The 17,072-nt window shown below is 58.3% G+C and carries 15 protein-coding genes; 10 read left to right on the top strand and 5 right to left on the bottom strand.

All coding sequences use genetic code 11. From position 1 onward, the window contains the following. The first annotated feature begins 64 nt into the window (after positions 1–64). The 10 genes from PH603_RS12620 (at position 65) to PH603_RS12575 (ending at position 10,665) form a co-directional block, all read left to right on the top strand. Complete coding sequence (locus tag PH603_RS12620; protein ID WP_289502895.1) at positions 65–724, top strand: hypothetical protein; 660 nt, start codon at positions 65–67, stop codon at positions 722–724. Between the two features lie 148 nt (positions 725–872). After that, entirely contained in the window at positions 873–1,637 is a 765-nt protein-coding gene (locus tag PH603_RS12615; protein ID WP_289502894.1) for a metallophosphoesterase, read from the top strand. A 31-nt stretch (positions 1,638–1,668) separates the two neighbouring features. Continuing rightward, on the top strand, positions 1,669–2,922 hold the full coding sequence (locus PH603_RS12610; protein WP_289502893.1) for an oligosaccharide flippase family protein: 1,254 nt from the start codon (positions 1,669–1,671) through the stop codon (positions 2,920–2,922). A 55-nt stretch (positions 2,923–2,977) separates the two neighbouring features. Further along, positions 2,978–3,619: an acyltransferase gene (locus PH603_RS12605; protein WP_289502892.1), complete on the top strand. Its 642-nt coding sequence runs from the start codon at positions 2,978–2,980 to the stop codon at positions 3,617–3,619. Next, the gene (locus PH603_RS12600) at positions 3,616–4,884 is read left to right on the top strand and encodes an O-antigen ligase family protein (RefSeq protein ID WP_289502891.1); all 1,269 of its coding nucleotides are present in this window, start codon (positions 3,616–3,618) and stop codon (positions 4,882–4,884) included. Before PH603_RS12605 ends, PH603_RS12600 begins: the two co-directional genes overlap by 4 nt. Further along, positions 4,881–6,011 carry a glycosyltransferase family 4 protein gene (locus PH603_RS12595; protein ID WP_289502890.1) on the top strand — a complete coding sequence of 377 codons (1,131 nt, stop codon included), beginning with the start codon at positions 4,881–4,883 and terminating at the stop codon, positions 6,009–6,011. Before PH603_RS12600 ends, PH603_RS12595 begins: the two co-directional genes overlap by 4 nt. After that, positions 6,008–6,847: a glycosyltransferase family 2 protein gene (locus PH603_RS12590; RefSeq protein WP_289502889.1), complete on the top strand. Its 840-nt coding sequence runs from the start codon at positions 6,008–6,010 to the stop codon at positions 6,845–6,847. Before PH603_RS12595 ends, PH603_RS12590 begins: the two co-directional genes overlap by 4 nt. Continuing rightward, on the top strand, positions 6,844–7,764 hold the full coding sequence (locus PH603_RS12585; RefSeq protein WP_289502888.1) for a sulfotransferase family protein: 921 nt from the start codon (positions 6,844–6,846) through the stop codon (positions 7,762–7,764). Before PH603_RS12590 ends, PH603_RS12585 begins: the two co-directional genes overlap by 4 nt. 328 nt (positions 7,765–8,092) lie before the next feature. Next, positions 8,093–8,815: a PepSY domain-containing protein gene (locus PH603_RS12580; protein ID WP_289502887.1), complete on the top strand. Its 723-nt coding sequence runs from the start codon at positions 8,093–8,095 to the stop codon at positions 8,813–8,815. Then, the gene (locus tag PH603_RS12575) at positions 8,812–10,665 is read left to right on the top strand and encodes an NADH:ubiquinone reductase (Na(+)-transporting) subunit F (RefSeq protein WP_289502886.1); all 1,854 of its coding nucleotides are present in this window, start codon (positions 8,812–8,814) and stop codon (positions 10,663–10,665) included. The genes PH603_RS12580 and PH603_RS12575 overlap by 4 nt, the downstream gene beginning before the upstream one ends. Positions 10,666–10,741: 76 nt before the next feature. Here the strand turns inward: PH603_RS12575 and PH603_RS12570 are convergent, their stop codons facing one another. From PH603_RS12570 to PH603_RS12550, 5 genes are all read right to left on the bottom strand, one after another. After that, entirely contained in the window at positions 10,742–11,518 is a 777-nt protein-coding gene (locus tag PH603_RS12570; RefSeq protein WP_289502885.1) for a copper resistance protein B, read from the bottom strand. Next, positions 11,515–13,431: a copper resistance system multicopper oxidase gene (locus PH603_RS12565; RefSeq protein WP_289502884.1), complete on the bottom strand. Its 1,917-nt coding sequence runs from the start codon at positions 13,429–13,431 to the stop codon at positions 11,515–11,517. Before PH603_RS12565 ends, PH603_RS12570 begins: the two co-directional genes overlap by 4 nt. 74 nt (positions 13,432–13,505) lie before the next feature. Further along, positions 13,506–13,901, bottom strand: a complete 396-nt coding sequence (locus PH603_RS12560) for a hypothetical protein (protein ID WP_289502883.1) — start codon at positions 13,899–13,901, stop codon at positions 13,506–13,508. 201 nt (positions 13,902–14,102) lie between these two features. After that, positions 14,103–15,794 (bottom strand): hypothetical protein, encoded by a 1,692-nt coding sequence (locus tag PH603_RS12555; RefSeq protein ID WP_289502882.1) that lies wholly within the window; start codon positions 15,792–15,794, stop codon positions 14,103–14,105. Then, entirely contained in the window at positions 15,791–16,777 is a 987-nt protein-coding gene (locus PH603_RS12550) for a hypothetical protein (RefSeq protein WP_289502881.1), read from the bottom strand. Before PH603_RS12550 ends, PH603_RS12555 begins: the two co-directional genes overlap by 4 nt. Positions 16,778–17,072: the final 295 nt, after the last annotated feature.

Raw genomic sequence — 17,072 nt, 5'->3', positions numbered from 1 at the left:
TCTGGCATAAAACTGATATCGACACTTTATAAGCTGGTTTGAGCACCCTGTCGGGAGGAAAGTCATGAAACGTACCTATTCTATCGCTGTCGCGTTCGGCTGCGCGGTTGCCTCCCTTGGTGCGCTGCCCGTGGTAACACCTGCAGCGGTCGCACAAGCCGTTTCCGAAAGCATGGAAGAGCGGCAGTTGCAGGCTCAGATCATTGCGCTTGCCCAAGCGGGTAACACCGCCGGGATCCAGCAACTGGTTGGCATCAAGCTCGCGCAGGGCAAAGGGGCGATGGTTGCGAAGGTTGCGAAAAGCATCGCGGCCATGGGGCAAAGCCTTGCGTCCTCGGATACGCAGAGTTCAGCAGCGCTGATCAATGTGGCTCTTACGCTTGCTAACAATCCGGCGGTGGCTGCGGCGGACAATACGCTTGTAGATGCCGTGGGGGAAGCTGCCGCCAACGCCGCCTATGCAATGACGGCAACCGATCCGGCCAGTTCGGCAAATATCCAGTCTTTTGTTGCTTCGATTAACAATGGCCCATTGCAGATGGCGTATATGAATGCGAACGTCGGTGGTGGCAGCAATACGCAGACTGTGCAAACTGCACAGAATACGCAGCAAGCGACGCAACAGAACACAACTACAGTTGTTCGAGTGGTGCCGCAGCCCGTCACGCCGGAAGTGCCGGTAATTGTCGAGCCCAATCCTGATCAGAGCGGTTCGCCGACCTGACCTGCCATTCGAGATCGTGAAAGTCATGTGAACCCCGGTTTGTGCCGGGGTTTTTCATCTGAAGGCTGCAGTGCAGCCGATTGCGGTTGGGCATATGAAGCCTTACAAAGGTTTCAGCAACTGATCGACAGGCCGTTGGGGAGCCCGCATGAAAACCTTCTGGGGTCGTTTAAGCCGGAAGAAAACCGTACCGCCGCGTGACTGGGCCTTGCCTGATGGTGTGATTGCCTATGCAATCGGAGACATTCATGGGCGGCTGGATCTCCTGCTGCCGCTGATCGCCAAGATCGAAGCCGATCTCGACTATGCCGAGGGGGTGAAGGAAGCCTATCTTATCCCGCTTGGGGATTATATTGATCGCGGCTTCCAGTCCCGTGAAGTGATTGATTTTTTCGCGGCATACAGCCACCCGAAGCTGAAGCTTGTCCCTCTTGTTGGCAATCACGAACTGATGCTGTTTGATTTCCTGCGTGACCCCGCAACAGGCCCGCGCTGGTTTGCCGTGGGGGGCAGGGCAGCGTGCCAAAGCTATGGGGTGCCGGTGCCGGTTGAAGTGCCAGATGCAGTGCTGGCGGATACGGCAAAGGCACTGAAGGCCGCTATCCCCAAGTCACATGCCGACTTTCTTCTCAGCTTGCAGCTCGAATTCCGGTTGGGCGATTATTATTTCGTCCATGCGGGCCTGCGCCCCGGTGTGCCGCTTGAAGACCAGAAAGTCTCCGACAAGCTGATGATCCGCGACGCCTTCACGCAAGGCGATCACGGTTTTGACCTGTGCGTCGTGCATGGCCATACGGGCGTCAATGAAGTCACGATGGAAGCCGGACGGATTGCGGTCGATACGGGCGCCTTCGCCACGGGCAAGTTAAGCGCGGTTGGCCTGATGGGCACCGAACGCTGGATCATTGCATGATCGGCGTGCGGCGGGCGGGCGGGCAATTCCCATGATGAAATCGCTGGCATCCGTTTCGGCTGTGTATGTGATTGGCGTGCCGCTTGCGCTCATCGTCAATATCGTGCTGGCCCGGTGGTTGCCCGTGGAAGAATTCGGGCAATATAGCTTTGCGATCGCAGCGGCGACCTTTCTGGCCGTGCCGGTTTCAGGCGGTCTGCCCCTTCTTCTGACACGGGAAGTCTCGACAAGCCTGCTGGCCGAAGACACGCCGGCCTTTCAACGGGTCCTGACCACGTCGCTAGCGTGGGTGGGGGTGGCGTCGCTGGTGGTGATCCTCGGGGTGCTCGCCTTCGGGGCATATGTTATGCCGGGGCGCTCGGCATTGCTGACGATGGCTGCACTGATGGTTCCGGCCCTGAGCCTGATGGCTGTGGGGGAAGGGGTCCTGAAAGGGGCTGGGCGCCCGGCCCTGGCAGAGGCCATCCGGCAACTTGCCGTGCCGCCGATCCTGATCGTTGCGGCACTTTGGCTGTTGCAAGGGGCAGTTGCCGAAGCAGGCATCATGCTGCGGTTCAATCTGCTGGCCTATCTGTTTGTCGGCCTTGCCGGATTGTGGCTCGTCATACAGGTCTCGAAATTCCCTGTGCGACCCTTATTGCCGGGCGGGGCGCACCTGCAAGCCTGGGGGCCGGCCCTGCTGTCATTCGCGCTGATCAGCGGCATGACCACCCTCAGCACCCAGTTCGCCACGCTGCTTCTTGGCTTCCTTGGCAATGATGAACACGTTGCCTATTTGCGGGTGGCCGAGCGGGGCGCGCTGCTGGTAGCCTTTCCCCTGATGATCATGAATGCCATCATCGGTCCGCGGATCGTTGAAGCCAACCGGGCAGGGCGCCCGGCGCTTCAGGCGCTGTCGCGGCAGTCGGCACGGCTGACACTTGCACTGGCGCTGCCCGTTGCCCTTATACTCATTTCCCTTGGCAAGCCCCTGATCGGGCTGACCTTCGGGGACAATTATGTTGAAGGTGGCTATTTGCCGCTGGTGTTCCTGAGCGTGGGGCAGCTGCTTGGTGTCGCCTTCGGCTCGCCGGCGCTTATCCTGATGATGACGGGGCATGAGCGGCGCGGTGTCACGGCACAGGCGACCGGCTTATCCATAATGATGGTGTCGGTTACCGTACTTGCGGTACTTTTCGGCGCAGACGGCGCCGCCGTCGGTATCGCGATCGGGCTGGTCATGACAAAGCTTCTTGTTGTTTTGGCCGTGCGGCGGAATCTTGGTTTTCTGCCGGGGGTGATCTGATGGCGAAATATGATGAATGGCAGGTCGGGCTGCAGGCCCGAAGGGGGCGCCACAAATGAAACGCCGGGTCAGGCCAGAACATATCGCCATGCTTGTCCGGGGGCTGATCTGGCAGATACTGCATCTGCGGTTCGATGCCATCATCCTGAAGGGCCGGGGCGCGCGCATCTGGATTGACCGGAAAGTGAAGCTGCAGGGCATTGTGAAGGTCGGCGACTTCGCAAAGCTTGACCTGCGCTATACGGCAAAGGGGACGATCCGGTCCGGGTTTTCGCTTGGGGATTTCAGCATCTTCCGCGCATCCGGAAGCTCCACGTTCACCTGCCCGAACGTGGAGATTGGCGAGAATGTCACCTTTGGGCCCTATTGCAATATCGGTGGCGGCTTTGGCCTTGTGATAGGGGCAAATGTGATTGCCGGCCCTTATGTGTCGGTCCACCCTGAAGAACACGGCCTTGCGACCGACCGACCTGTGCGAGCACAGGCGATCCGGGGACGCGGGATCCGTATCGGCAACGATTGCTGGCTTGGGGCCAAATCGACCCTCTTGGACGGCTCCGACCTTGGCGACGGTACTGTCCTTGGCGCCAACACGGTTCTTGCCGGTGCCCAGACAGACGCGAACTGTATTTACGTGGGCATCCCTGCGCGCTTCTTGCGGCAGAGGGATGCGTCCGACGAAGGGGCCCCCGTATGAGCCGCCTGCTTCTGCCCGGGCTGTTGCTGATTATCGGCTTGTTTCCGAGCGCCTACTATTTCCCTGTGCTGATTGTGGTTGCTGTCGGGCTCTTTCTCCTGCGGGGTGGAAAGCTGCCGGTCCCGGCATTCCGACCACTCGCGCCGCTTGCGCTGCTTGCGTTGTCGGGCTTTCTGTTCGCTGACTGGGGCCCTGCATCCTATGATGTTCTCAAGGACGTCTGGTATGTTTCAAAAGTCATGCTGGTGGCCTTTGTCGGCCTCTTGCTCGGGCTTCTGTTGGCGGTGGACCGCAACTGGCTCAGGCAATTCACCCGTGTTGCCCTCGTGCTCTCTGCCGTCAATGTGTTTCTGGCGGTCCTTGACCGGAACATCGAGACGGCGCGGCACCTTTCCTACGTCGCGGTTCTGCTGACCCCCTTCATTTGGCGCTATTATCAGGGCAGGGGTATCCTCGAGCAGGTGGTCAGGATGTCCCTGTTGATCCTTGTTGTCGTGATGATCGTCCTCAGCGGCTCGCGCACCGGTGTGCTGATCCTCTTCGTGTCTTATCTGGCCGTGAACCATGTGCTGCATACACAGTCGCGCTTCCTGATGACGACACTGGCGCTTGGCATTCTCATGTTCCTCGTGGTGCCGTTGCTGCCACAGTATGATTTCGCAAACATCACCTTCCTGGGCAAAATCCAGAATGCCCTCAATGAAATCACGTTTGAAACCGGCGACGACCGGCTGCGGATGTATGCCAACTGGCGCGGGTTCGAAGCCTACCGGGCTTACCAGACCTGGATATCAGGATCGTTGCCGGAGCAGATTTTCGGGATGGGCTTCGGAACGGCAATCGACCTTGGCAATTCTGTGGCTTACGGCGATTCAGAGGATGTCCGGTCGCTACCCTTCATCCACAATGCCTATTTTACGTTGCTCGTGAAAACCGGGATTGTCGGCGTCGTCGCGATCATTGTTTTCATGATCTATCCCTTCCGTCTGCCCTATCTGACGCAAACGGGCCACGACTATGTTCTCTCGCAGCTTGCGCGCGCCTCCGCAGTCACGCTGCTGATCACCACCGTACTGATTTCCGGCCCGTTGAACCGGGAAAGCCTTGATGGCGTGCTGCTGGTGTGGGGCTGGAGTTCCGGGGCGCTGATCCGGATGATGCTGGTTGCCCGCGCCGCCAGCCGGCGGGCAGCGATGGCGACGGCTGAGGCTCAAAACGAAGGGCCTGTTGCCGGCGGTGTGGAGCCCGGAGCAGGGCGTCGATGAGCAGGGCCGTCACTGTCTTTGTGGATTGTCATACGTTCGATGCCGGATGGCAGGGGACGACAACCTATCTCGCCGGCATCCTGAATGCGTTGCCGGGCGCAATGGCCGCAAAGGTGCCGGATATAAAGCTGCGGCTCGTTTGTGCCGCTGAAAGTGCAGACAATATCTGCCGGTTCCTGACGGTGCCATTTGAATATGTTCCGATCCGCACCGGGTTTTTATGGCGAAATTTGGTTGATATCCCGCGGGCGCTTCGCCGGACCGGGGCTGATGTTGTTCTCAGCCAGTATGTAAGGCCGTTCGCAGCGCCTTGCCCGACCATCAGTGTCATCCATGATGTTCTGTTCCTTGATTTCCCGAACAGCTTTTCATGGGGTTACCGCACGCTGCGCCGCTTGCTTTTTGGCTGGTCGGCACGGCATTCAACGCGTGTCGCCACTGTGTCGCGTTATTCAGCCGGGCGCATCGAACACCATTTCGGGGTTCCGGCGGATAGCATCGCCATTATCGCGAATGCCGTTGACCCGGTGTTCCTGCAAATCCCGAGGCAGGAAAGGGCCAGCGCAGGGCCCTTAAGGCTTCTGTCTGTGTCACGGCTGGAGCAGCGCAAGCGTCACGAATGGGGGATACAGGCGCAGCAGATGCTCGCGGGTGCCGGGATCGATAGCGAATACACGATCATTGGCAGTGGCGTCGGGGAGTATGCCGCGCAGTTGCACACAGAGGTCGCCCGCGCTCGCTCCGTAGGGCTGAAGGTTGATATTCGCGCCGGCCTGTCGTCAGCTGATCTCGCTGCCGTTTATGCCAGCAGCGATCTCCTCCTGTTCCCGTCGGAAGCTGAAGGGTTTGGCATTCCGGTCATCGAGGCTGTGGCCGCGGGGCTTCCGGCGGTTGTCTCCGATGGCGGTGCCCTTGCCGATTTCAGGGGCAAGTTCGCGGGGCACACATTCCCCGCAGACGACAATCAGGCTTTTCTCGCGGCAGTTCGTTCCGCTTCCGAAAATATTAGAGGGTTGCGTGCTGAAGCGGTAGCAAAGCGAGCCCGGATAGGGGCCGACTATTCGTGGGATGCCGCGGCCGGGGCCTATGCAGACATGATCCTTTCGCTGACGGGACGGCGATCATGATTTCCATCGTGACCGTTTGCCATAATTCAGCGTCCCGGCTTGGCGGGTATGTCGCCTCGTTCCTAGAGTGTCACGCCTCGCTGGCAGGCAAAGGCGACTTCGAGTTCATCTTCATTGAAAACTCGGGGGACATCAGCACCCAAGAGCATGCTGCGACGCTGCGGCAGGCCGGGTTCGCCGTGACCGTGAAAATGACGGAGAATCACGGATTCGGGGCCGGCTGTAACGAAGGCGTGGCACTGGCGAATGGCGAAACGATCGCCTTCATCAATCCTGACGTCCTCTTCCAGACCTCGCTTGTCCCCCTCGTGCAATCATTCGCCGGCAATCGCTGGGGAACCGCCTTGCAGATATCCCGCGAGCGCGGCGTGAACACGTTTGACCTGAGGCCTGAATACAGAACACTGCTGACCGATCTTGCGCGGCCGCACCGCTGGATGCACCGGTGCGCGCCGCTGCTGCGTTTTGCCTATCCGGTGGGTTCCCTGCTCGTGGTCTGCCGTTCAGCATTTGAGGCCGTCGGCGGCTTCGATGAACGGTTTTTCCTTTATTATGAAGAAGTCGAATTGAGCCGCCGCCTGAACGAAAAGTTCGGGCGACCGCGCTTCTGTCGGGATGTGAAAATCCTGCACGAAGGCGGCGCCAGCAATCCTTCGGTCGACTTCATGCTCAGGGAAGAAGCCCGCAGTCTCATCCTCTATAGCGAGATTATCGGAAAGCCCGACCTGCCACATCGTCGTCTTGCCACGATGCGGGTTCTGGCGCGCTTGCGGCCAAGCCTTGCGGTCCGGGCCGACTATCTGGCACAGGCCTTGGCTGAAAGGCGCGGTGTATGAGGAAAGGTCCGATCAGGCTCGATTTCCTTGTGGTCGGTGCCCAGAAAGCCGGGACGACGGCGCTTCACGAAATGCTGAGCGCACACCCGGATATTGCATTGCCGAAGATCAAGGAAACGCATTTTTTCAGCCATGCAGAGCGGGCAACACTTGGACGCGATTGGTATCTCGGCCAGTTCAATCAGTCGGCAGCCACGCATTTGGTCGGTGAAATCGACCCCGAATATATGTATTGGCCCGAGGCCGCCAGTGCCATTCGGGCGGGCAGCAGTGTGCGAAAATTCGTTTTCATCCTGCGCCATCCGGTCGACAGGGCCTATTCTCATTTTCTTATGAGCCAACGCCGAGGGTATGAAACGTCGGATTTTCACACGGCCCTGAGCGAAGAGGCAGGCAGGTTGGCTGGCGATAACGCTTTGTTCGCGCATGACAACTGGAGCTATGCGTCACGCAGCCTCTACCACCCGCAGATACAGCGATTTCGGGATGCTTTTCCGGACGGGGAGTTTCTGTTCCTCCGGTCAGACACGCTCAGTTCGAGCGGATATGACCGGATATGTTCTTTCATCGGTACGAATCCACATCGGACGAGCGGGCAGGCGTCTCTGCGTGCCAACACAGCCAGCGCACCGCGCAGCAGGGTCTTGCGGGATGTTCTTTATGCGCCCGGGGGAAAATCGGCTTTGCGAAGAGCTGTGATGCGGCTTGTCCCGACGCGGGTGAAGTGGTGGGTTTTCAAGAAAATCGACAGGTTGAACGAGAGAAGCATTGAAGGCCAACCGGACGCGAAGGCTGCGAATATACCGGTTTCGGTGCTAGGTGCGATGATTGACGATCTGACGCTTGTGCAAGAAAGCACCGGGCTTGATCTCGCAGACTGGCTGGCCGATTTGCGAGATCGAATAGATGCAGCTTAGGTTGGTACTCTTGGACAATTGGGTCGATTAGACCATGAAAACACTAGATGCGAGAGCAATAAGATTGTGCGCCAAACTTGCGCCAAGTGCTCGTAACTAATTGATCTGAATAAGTCTCTGGTGCCGGCAGAGGGTGTCGATTATTTTAAATTACTGATTTTATTATATTATTTTTGATTTTTGCGGCCCAATTGCCTAATTTTCTTCGCAATTTTCCGGTTTGGATCGATCAATCGTGCGTGTGAGCCTAACGGCGGTGTAGGAATAGATCCCGTCCAGAGGTCAGTCCATATCGAATGGATCAACGTTCCGGATAAGGAAAGTCTCGATGCGTTTTTCGTTTCTAGTCCGCCGATGGCACAAGTGGCTGTCGCTGATTATCGGGGTCCAGGCACTCCTGTGGCTGATCAGCGGAATCTATATGGTCACCGTGAATCTGGATTTCATCCATGGTGATCATCTTGTCACACGGCTGGATGAACCCGTCGCACAGGACGCCGTGAAGGTCTTCATGCCGGAAATTTCTGCGCGTTACCCGGAAGCCCGCTCGATTCACCTAAGGTCGTGGCTTGGCAAACCAGTTTATCGTGTTGATCTCGCTGAAGGCGCCATTCTCCTTGATGCAGGTACGGGTACCATCCTGTCACCGATCTCGGAAGCCGGGGCGCGGGCTGTCGCTTCCTATCATTATGCTCTCGATGGCGAGATCAGTTCGGTGGCGCTAATCGACAGCAATAGTGACCGTTCGACGGAAATTCAGGCGAACCGCTTGCCCATGTGGCAGGTGAGCTTCGATGACGCAGGAGAAACCCGTTTCTATATTTCGCCATCAGATGGTCGACTTGTGGTCAAGCGGCACCGCTATTGGCGCTGGTTCGATTTTGTGTGGATGTTCCACATCATGGATTATGAAACGCGTGACGACATCAACAACAATCTGCTGCGCCTCGCGGCCCTTCTTGGGACATTGACCTCGTTGGCGGGCCTCTGCCTGCTGTTCTACAGCTTCAATCGCAAAAAATCGGCTTCTGTGGAAGGGGGTGCCAAATGACCCTCATGCGCGCCCTTCACAAATGGATCGGCCTGTTGCTTGGCTTGCAACTTTTCCTCTGGATGCTCTCTGGCTTCATGATGGGATGGTTCGACCACGAGACGGTGAGCGGTCACGCTCTCAGCCGTCACGAAGGCCATATGGATCATGCTGTGATGCGTGAAAGCAATCCCGTCGATCCGATGGCATTCCTGACACAAGATGAAAAAGCAGGGGCCTTAAAGGACATCAGCCTCAGGACTTTCCTTCATAAGTCTGTTTTCGCAATCAGGGCCGAAAACGGCACACGGATGATTGATGCCTCGACCGGGCAGGATGTGGTTGTGGATGCAGATGCTGCAAAGACGATCGCTATCAGCGATTATGCGGGGGAGGGTACAGTGTCCTCTGTCACGGCGATAGAAGCGCCAACCATGGAGACGCGCAAGCGCAAGGGTCCTGCGTGGCGCGTTGATTTCGATGACGAAGGGGCAAGCAGCTTCTATGTCTCGGCCGAAACCGGCGATATCTGGGAACGGCGGAACGATACCTGGCGGGTGTTCGATATCTTCTGGATGCTCCATATCATGGATTACGAAAACCGGGAGAGTTTCAACAATATCCTGGTGATCGGCAGCAGCTGGATTGTCTTCTGGCTGGTGCTTTCTGGGCTTGTAATGATTGGGGAGGGTTTTAAACGGGGTGACTTCAACCTTGTCTCGGCAGCGAGTCAACGTAAGCGCACCCGTAACCTGACCTTGTGGGACAAGAGCGGCGGGGAAAGGATCGTCACTGCGCGTGGTCGGATTACCGTCTTTGATGCTCTTGCCACGTCGGATCTGCACTTGCCCTCCTCCTGTGGGGGGGGTGGCAGTTGTGGTCTGTGTCGTATCCAGATGGACGATGCCCCCGTGGCCACGCCTGCCGATTTCCGGCAGATACCGGCAAGCGAACTGCAGGCCGGCTACCGGCTCGCGTGCCAACATTTTGTCAGCCGTGATGCACGACTGAAGTTGCCCGATCATTTGCTCGAGGCCCGTGATTTTGAAGCGGAGGTTGTTTCCGCGACATTTCTGACCCCGACGATCCGCGAAATTCGCCTGCGCCCGATCGCAGGTGGCGCCCTCGATTTCAGGGCGGGGTCCTATATGCAGGTTACGATTCCTTCCTATAGCCTGAACAGGGATGACGCCGGTGTGCCGGCGGAACTCAGGACAGCTTGGGGCTATAGCGAGGCAAGCAACGATATTCGGTTGAAAGCACCGTTGCACCGGACCTATTCACTCGCCAATGCGCCGGGTGAGACAGAGGGAGATTTCCTCCTGAATGTTCGTCTCGCTACGCCCAAAGCGGGGGGCGAGGTGGCTCCCCTCGGCGCCGGGTCTGCCTACATGTGCCAGCTTGCTCCCGGCGACCGGCTCGCCTTGCGCGGTCCGTTTGGTGACTTCGGCCTCAAGGAAGGCGGCCGGGAGAAGGTCTTTATCGGCGGCGGCGCTGGTATCGCTCCCTTGCGCTCGATGATCATCGATGCGCTCGTCAATCGGGGTGACACTGCACCACTCTCTCTTTGGTACGGGGCACGTACCGAGACCGATATTCCCTACCAGGCCCAGTTCGACGCGTTTGCCAAGGCACATGCCAATTTCCGCTGGACAGTTGCCCTTTCCGAATCCGTAGGGCCAAGCTGGAGCGGTGCAAGGGGCCTGATCCATGAGGTCGCCCTCAGGGACCATCTAGCGACACATCCAGATATTGCGTCGTGCGACTTCTATCTGTGTGGTCCGCCGCTCATGCTAGAAGCTTGCATTGCGATGCTGGCCCAGCTTGGGGTTCGCGAGGATCGGATCGCCTTCGACGACTTCGGCAGTTAACACAGACGTCCGGCAGTCCATGCAAAAGGGCGCTGCGACCCGGGTCGCAGCGCCCTTCTGTTTTCTTGGGAGAAGCTTAGAACCAGGCGCGGATGCCTGCCACAAGGACCATCCGGTTCGGGTCTTCCCCGTCCCGCCGCATCATGTCGGCGGTTGCTCCGAAGCGCTTCTGCCACTCGATGCCGACATAGGGGGCAAACTCGCGGATGATTTCATAGCGAAGCCGGATGCCGGTATCGAGCCCTGTCAGTCCTTTGCCAAGGCCAGCATCGGGCACATGCTGCGCCGAAAAGGCGAGCTCGGCCCGCGGCTGTAGGATCAGGCGCTGGGTCAGAAGCAGTTCGTATTCAAGCTCCACCGTTGCCGTGATGTCGCCCTTGTCGCTGACATACGCCATGGCATCGACCTCGAACCAGTAGGGGGCCAGCCCCATGACACCGAAGGCCGCGTGCACGCGGTCCTTGCCTGCGATGTCATAGCGGAGCCCCGTTTGGAGGTCGAAATAGGTCGAGATCGCATGGGACCACAGGGCCTGCACCTCGGCTTCTTCAAACTCGCCGCCTGAAAGGCTGAGTTCCCCTTCAGATTTGATCCACAGTTTGTTGAGGTCGCCGCCGTACCAGGCGTTCGTATCCCAGACGAGTGTTTCTTCGCCGTCATGGAACTGCGTTTCCAGCCGGTCGGCCTGCAGGAACAGGAACATGGGATCATGATGCCCGGCGCCGCTGCCCTGCATCTGGTAAGGCGTATCAGCCGTGGCCGGAGTATGCGTGCCGTGGTTGCTATGGTCTTGTGCCGCTGCCGAGGCGGAGAGGGCGCCGAGCCCGACGACCAGAAGATGTTTCAGGCTCATTGGTTGTGCTCCCCGTGGTTCATGTTGTTATGGCCCATTTTCGAATGGTCCATCTTTGAATGATCCATCGTGGAGTGGTCGACTTCGCCCGGATTTCGCGGCTGTACCTGCACAACCCGCATCATGCCGGCATGCATGTGATACAGCAGGTGGCAGTGGAAAGCCCAGTTGCCGAGGGCGTCGGCAGTGACGTCGAACGACAGCTTCTCGCCCGGCTTCACGATCACGGTATGCTTGCGGGGGCGATGGTCGCCGCCCTCGTTATTGAGTTCAAAGAACATGCCGTGCAGGTGGATCGGGTGGCTCATCATCGTGTCGTTGGTCAGGTGCAGCCGCAGGCGTTCCCCTTCCTTAAAGATGATCGGCCCTTTCACCTCGGTATATTTGATCCCGTCGAAGGACCACATATAGCGTTCCATATTGCCGGTCAGGTGCAGGTCCAGTTCTCGTTCCGGCTGTCGCCGATCAGGAATGGGATCAAGGCTGCGCAGTTGCGAGTAGCGCAAGGTGCGGTGCGGGACATCTTCAAGGCCGAGGCCAGGCTCATGAAGCCTGCTGACCGGCATGGTGGCGATATTGTCGACCCCCGGTCCGGTCTTCAAGGGTTTGGCGGCAGGTGCATGCCCCATGGCGGCATGGTCCATCTGCCCTTCATCCGGCTGCGCATGCCCCATCTTTGAATGGTCCATTGTCGAATGGTCCATTTGCCCATGATCCATTGTGGCATGGTTCATCTGGGAATGATCCATGGTCGAATGATCCATGCCGCCCATGTTGCCATGCCCCATGGCGCCGTGGTCCATGCCCATGTCTTTCATGGTGAGCGTCGGGATTTTGCGGAGAGCAGGAGCTTCTGCCCGCATGCCTGGGCGCGGTCCAAATGTGGCGACAGCCTGACCGGACCGGTCAATTGATTCCGCCACGAAGGCATAGGCGCGGTCTTCCTTCGGCTCGATGATCACATCATAGGTTTCGGCGACGCCCATCTGGAATTCGTCGGTCTCAAGTGGCTGGACATTCAGCCCGTCGGCGGCAACGACGGTCATCGGCAGATCGGGCATCCGCACGTTGAAAATGGTCATGGCCGAGGCATTGATGATGCGCAGGCGCACTTTTTCACCCGCTTTGAAGACGCCGTTCCAGTTGTCGCCTGTCGTGTGGCCATTGATCAGGAACTCGTAGGTCATGGCACTGGTGTCTGAAATGTCGCGCGGCGACATGCGCATTTCGCCCCACTCGCGACGGTCGCGGAGCGTGGCGTCGAGGCCATTGTCAGAAACATCCCGGAAGAAGTCGCCGAGGGTGCGCTGGCCCATATTGTAGGTGTCGCTGACCTTTTTGAGCTTTGCGAATACGCGGTCGCCGCCCTCGAACGTCCAGTCGGAAAGCACCAGCACATATTCACGGTCATACGCTACGGGGTCGGCGCCTGCGGGGTCGATCACGAGCGGGCCGTAAAGGCCGTCCTGCTCCTGCAGGCCGGAATGCGAATGATACCAGTAGGTACCGCTCTGGCGGACCGGGAAATGATAGGTGAAGGTCTCGCCCGGCTTGATCCCATCGAAGGTCACGCCCGGCACGCCGTCCATCTCGAACGGCAGCAGAAGGCCGTGCCAGTGGATTGACGTGTCTTCTTTCAGGCGGTTGGTGACACGAAGGGTTACATCCTCGCCTTCGCGGAAACGGAGAAGGGGCGCGGGCAGGGTGCCGTTGACGCCGACAGCCCTGCCACGGCGGCCGTCAATCGTGACCGGGAAGCGGTCGATGGTGAGATTGAAATCGCGGCCTTCGAGCGTGGTGATGCCCATGTTGCCGTCTGCGCTGCTGCGCGCCCAAGCGGGCAAGCTGGCGCCGAGCGCGGTCATGAGGCCGACCTGACTGGCCCCGATGAGAAAATGTCGTCTGTTGATCATGACTGTTCCTGTTGCGACTGGTTGGATGGATACCGGCGTGGGCCCACTGACTGCGTCAGGGGGCAGACGGCATCTCAATTCCGAAGTCTGACTTTCAGGATAACAGGACTTGGGGTTGGAGGTCGAGCCAACGACCGGTAGGTTTGCCAGATGGATTTGCTGACTTTCTTTTCGGGTGTCCAGGTCTCGGCAGGGAGGAAGGGTTCACTTGTCTGGAATAGCTTGATTTCCGTCACGCTCGTCGAGCGGGTCAGATCCTGATCCGGGCATGAATCGCAATGTTCACCAAAGGACGGCGCGGCATCACCTACTGTGGCAGAGACATGCCCGTGATGGCTCATCTCGACTTGCGGCGACACGCTATTGTGGTGGGCGGAACTCGTCACGAGGCAAAGACATGCCAGATGCACGGCCATCAGTATGGCCGACAGCAAGCTCAGCATTCCTTTTCGGGGCGATATCACCCGCATCTCGACATTCCCTTGGGTCTTGGTGCTGATGTCCTAACGTTGCACAGAGGGATTACCAAGAAATAAATCACCTGTCATGTGCGGGAGACGCTCATCTCAATCTTGTGACAATCCGTCGCTTTGGCCCATTTCCAAAAGCTGCGCATCTTCCCATGTGATGGATTGACATCAATAAGGATAAGGTGCCGTCAGCGGCCGCCATCATGGGATTTTGGGGACGCAAACCCCTTGCGTTGACGTCATCATCTGGCAGGTCTTCAGTGACTGGCCAGCTGTCTGAAGATACATGCCGGCGCTTTCCTCGTAAGACGTGCCTTTGCAGGAAGTGGTCGATATCCGGTAGAGGTTGAGGTCGAGATACAGAGAGACCTGCAAGCTTTTGATAAGGTCCATCGGCGAAACATTGGCCCTGATCTGCTTTGCGGAAGCGAGATAGGCCTGCATGTCGGCATTGCATTGCCCTGTCGCCGTGCCGGGCATGACAGGCGCTGAACTGGCAAGCGACCCAGCACCGCGCTGGCCACCCACATTGTTTTCCATCCATTCGTGGATGGCGGCCAAAAGGAGAAACGCACATGTCTTCTCCCCCGGCACGCCGGCGGACGCAATCATGCCCCTCGAGCCCGGCAGGTAGGGGAGCGAATAGCCGCCCTGCGGGGTGTATTTGCACTGTGGCAACTGCTGGCCGGGCTCCCCCGAGATTCTGAAGGGGTTCACGATATTGCCGACATTGTAGGCGAATACCCGCTGGGGTGAGGCCATGGTCGCGCTGCAGTCATTGGACTGGCAAAAGGATTTCATGTTGGCGACCGTTTGATCGTAGGCGGATTCCGGTACTTGCAGAAGGGATGTGTTTTCCCAGGCGCCGGCCCAGCGGTCTACAAGGGTCACAGCGTGCATCTTGCCGGGCGAGCCTGAGGCCGGTAGAGAAGCCGCTGTCGCGGCTCCGCCATTGCCAGTATTCGTGCCCGTGCTGCTCGAAGCAAGTTGCGGCTGCGCAGGTGCTTGCGGGTTGGTCGGGATTTGCCCTTTGGCGACTTTCGGTCCGGCGGCGACCATCTTGCCGTCTTGCCACAATTCCTTCCGCGAGCTGAAATCAGGCCAGGTGGCCAGCATCATGCCAACGGGAACGTCATTTTCGAATCTGCCTTCCAGAACCGGTGGCTGGCCCGTGCCGTCCGGCGTGAGCTTGTATCCTGGCCCAAAAAGTTTGCCTTCGTGGGTCAGCGTGCCGCCAATCCAGGTGCCATCCGGTGCGCGGAAGGCGCCGTCATCCTTGATGGAAGTGCCGTTGGGCTTGAGGCCAGCCCGTATATCGCCATACTTGCTGATCATGACCCCGTAACTGATGGCCTTAACAGACGGGTCTTCGATGGTGGTGGCTTCCAATAATCCCACAGCCTTGTTGTCCTGAAACCGGAACAGGGTGCTTCGAGGCTTGCCGTCTGCGGAAAGGGTGCCATCAGGCTGCTGCTGGTAATCTATCTGGGCTGCATTCGTGCGGTCGTAGGCGGGCTGGCGAGCCTGCGCATAGTTTGCCTTTGCTTTGGCATTGACCTGCTTGACGCCCGGTGTTTGCGGGACTTCGGTCTGATTGAGGGCCTCGAACACATCGATATTGTCGGGTTTGCTGCGACCGCCGAGCAGGCCGCCCAGATTGTTGAAGAAGCCCTTCACCTTGCAGGCGGACTGCGCAAACTTGATGGTAAGGTTGCAGCCGATATGCGCCTTGCACAGCTCCTGCTGGGTCAGTTCCTCGTCCGTATAATTGCGCGGGTCGCAATTGGCGTCATATCCGGCCTCCTGCGCCGCTAAAGGCGCCGAGCCAAGGGCTATCATGCCGGCAATCAGGCCAAGACGAAGCTTTGCCGGTACGGACAGGATGCGTGTCATGGTGCAATGTTCCCGGAACGGCGGATACGATTTTCAAGCGCCTGCTCAAGCGGTGCGTAGCGTGCGAGCACTGCCTGCGCAGCGGCGGCGCGATGCGCGTTATCTGTGGAAACGGCGCTTTCGACCTGAGCGGCCTCTGTGCCAAGGACGTCGCGAAGGACCAGGCCGCAATCCTGATAATAGTCGCCCTTGGTCTTGTAAGGACATGCCTTGACCGTGATGATCTGATGAGAGGCCGTTGGGCTGGTCCGGTATCCTTCGCGCCTGACAAGAATGTATTTGCCCGCGGACTTGGCCTTGCAGGCCTTTCTGACTTCTGTTGAATAGAGATTCTTCGCCCCACGGTGGGTCTCGCACTGGTCGGCTACGTTCATGCTTTGGATTGTGACCAAAAACTCGTTGCCTTGTCCGTCATAGCTGATCTTTTGGAAAGTGCCGACGTCGCTCCAGCTCGTCTCAAATTTTTTGAAGTCCTTGGTCGGCAGGTCAGAATACTGACCATGAATGATATAATACCGAGCCTCCGAGAGGTCATGAAGGGCTGGAGAACTGTAATAGGCCTCCGTCTGCATGATATATGTACCACCACTGGGCCAGTTTCGCGTTTCCGATTCAAGTGGTGTCGCAATCGAGATTCCATACAGCATCGTATAACCCCGTGTGGCCTCATCGGTCTTTCGTGAGGCATAGCCGGGGCCATGGGCTAGGCCGAACCGGCAGGCGCCGAGCCAGTTGTGTGCCTCCCAATAGGCGCGGTGTCGCTCGTACCGGTCCGGCGTTGGGGCAAACACGACGACCGAGCAGTCGCCGTCTGCAGTTGGCACGAGCCGTTCGCCGGGCTGCAGGGGCAGGTCGATGCCAAGGAAGGTGGTCACCTTTTCAGGCGGTAGCAGGGCGAAATCCTGTGCTTGTGTCGGAAAGGCCATCAACAGGTCGGCCATCAGCGCCGCACCTGCAGTCCGCAAATTCAGTCCGATTGTCATGGTGACGCCCCCACGCCGCTATATCGAAAGATATACATGACCACGAAAGAGCCAGCGAATTAGATTTATTTACTCGAATTAACCATGTTTGGCGGGTGGGGGCTTCCGATTTCGGGGGGGATGGGCAATCGGCGCACAAAAACAGATGTTCCCGGATCAATAAAATGGTGCGTCAGATTAGCGCCAAGTGCTTGTAACTTTTTGATCGGAGCAAGTCTCTGGTGCCGGTAGCGGGCGATAACGATCTTAAGTTATTGAATTATTTGCGATTGTAGGGCGAGACTCTCGCGGCACC

This window comes from Gimibacter soli (genome assembly GCF_028463845.1).
GTDB classification, from domain to species: Bacteria; Pseudomonadota; Alphaproteobacteria; order Sphingomonadales; family Kordiimonadaceae; genus Gimibacter; species Gimibacter soli.
This window is presented reverse-complemented; position numbering and strand designations above follow the sequence as displayed.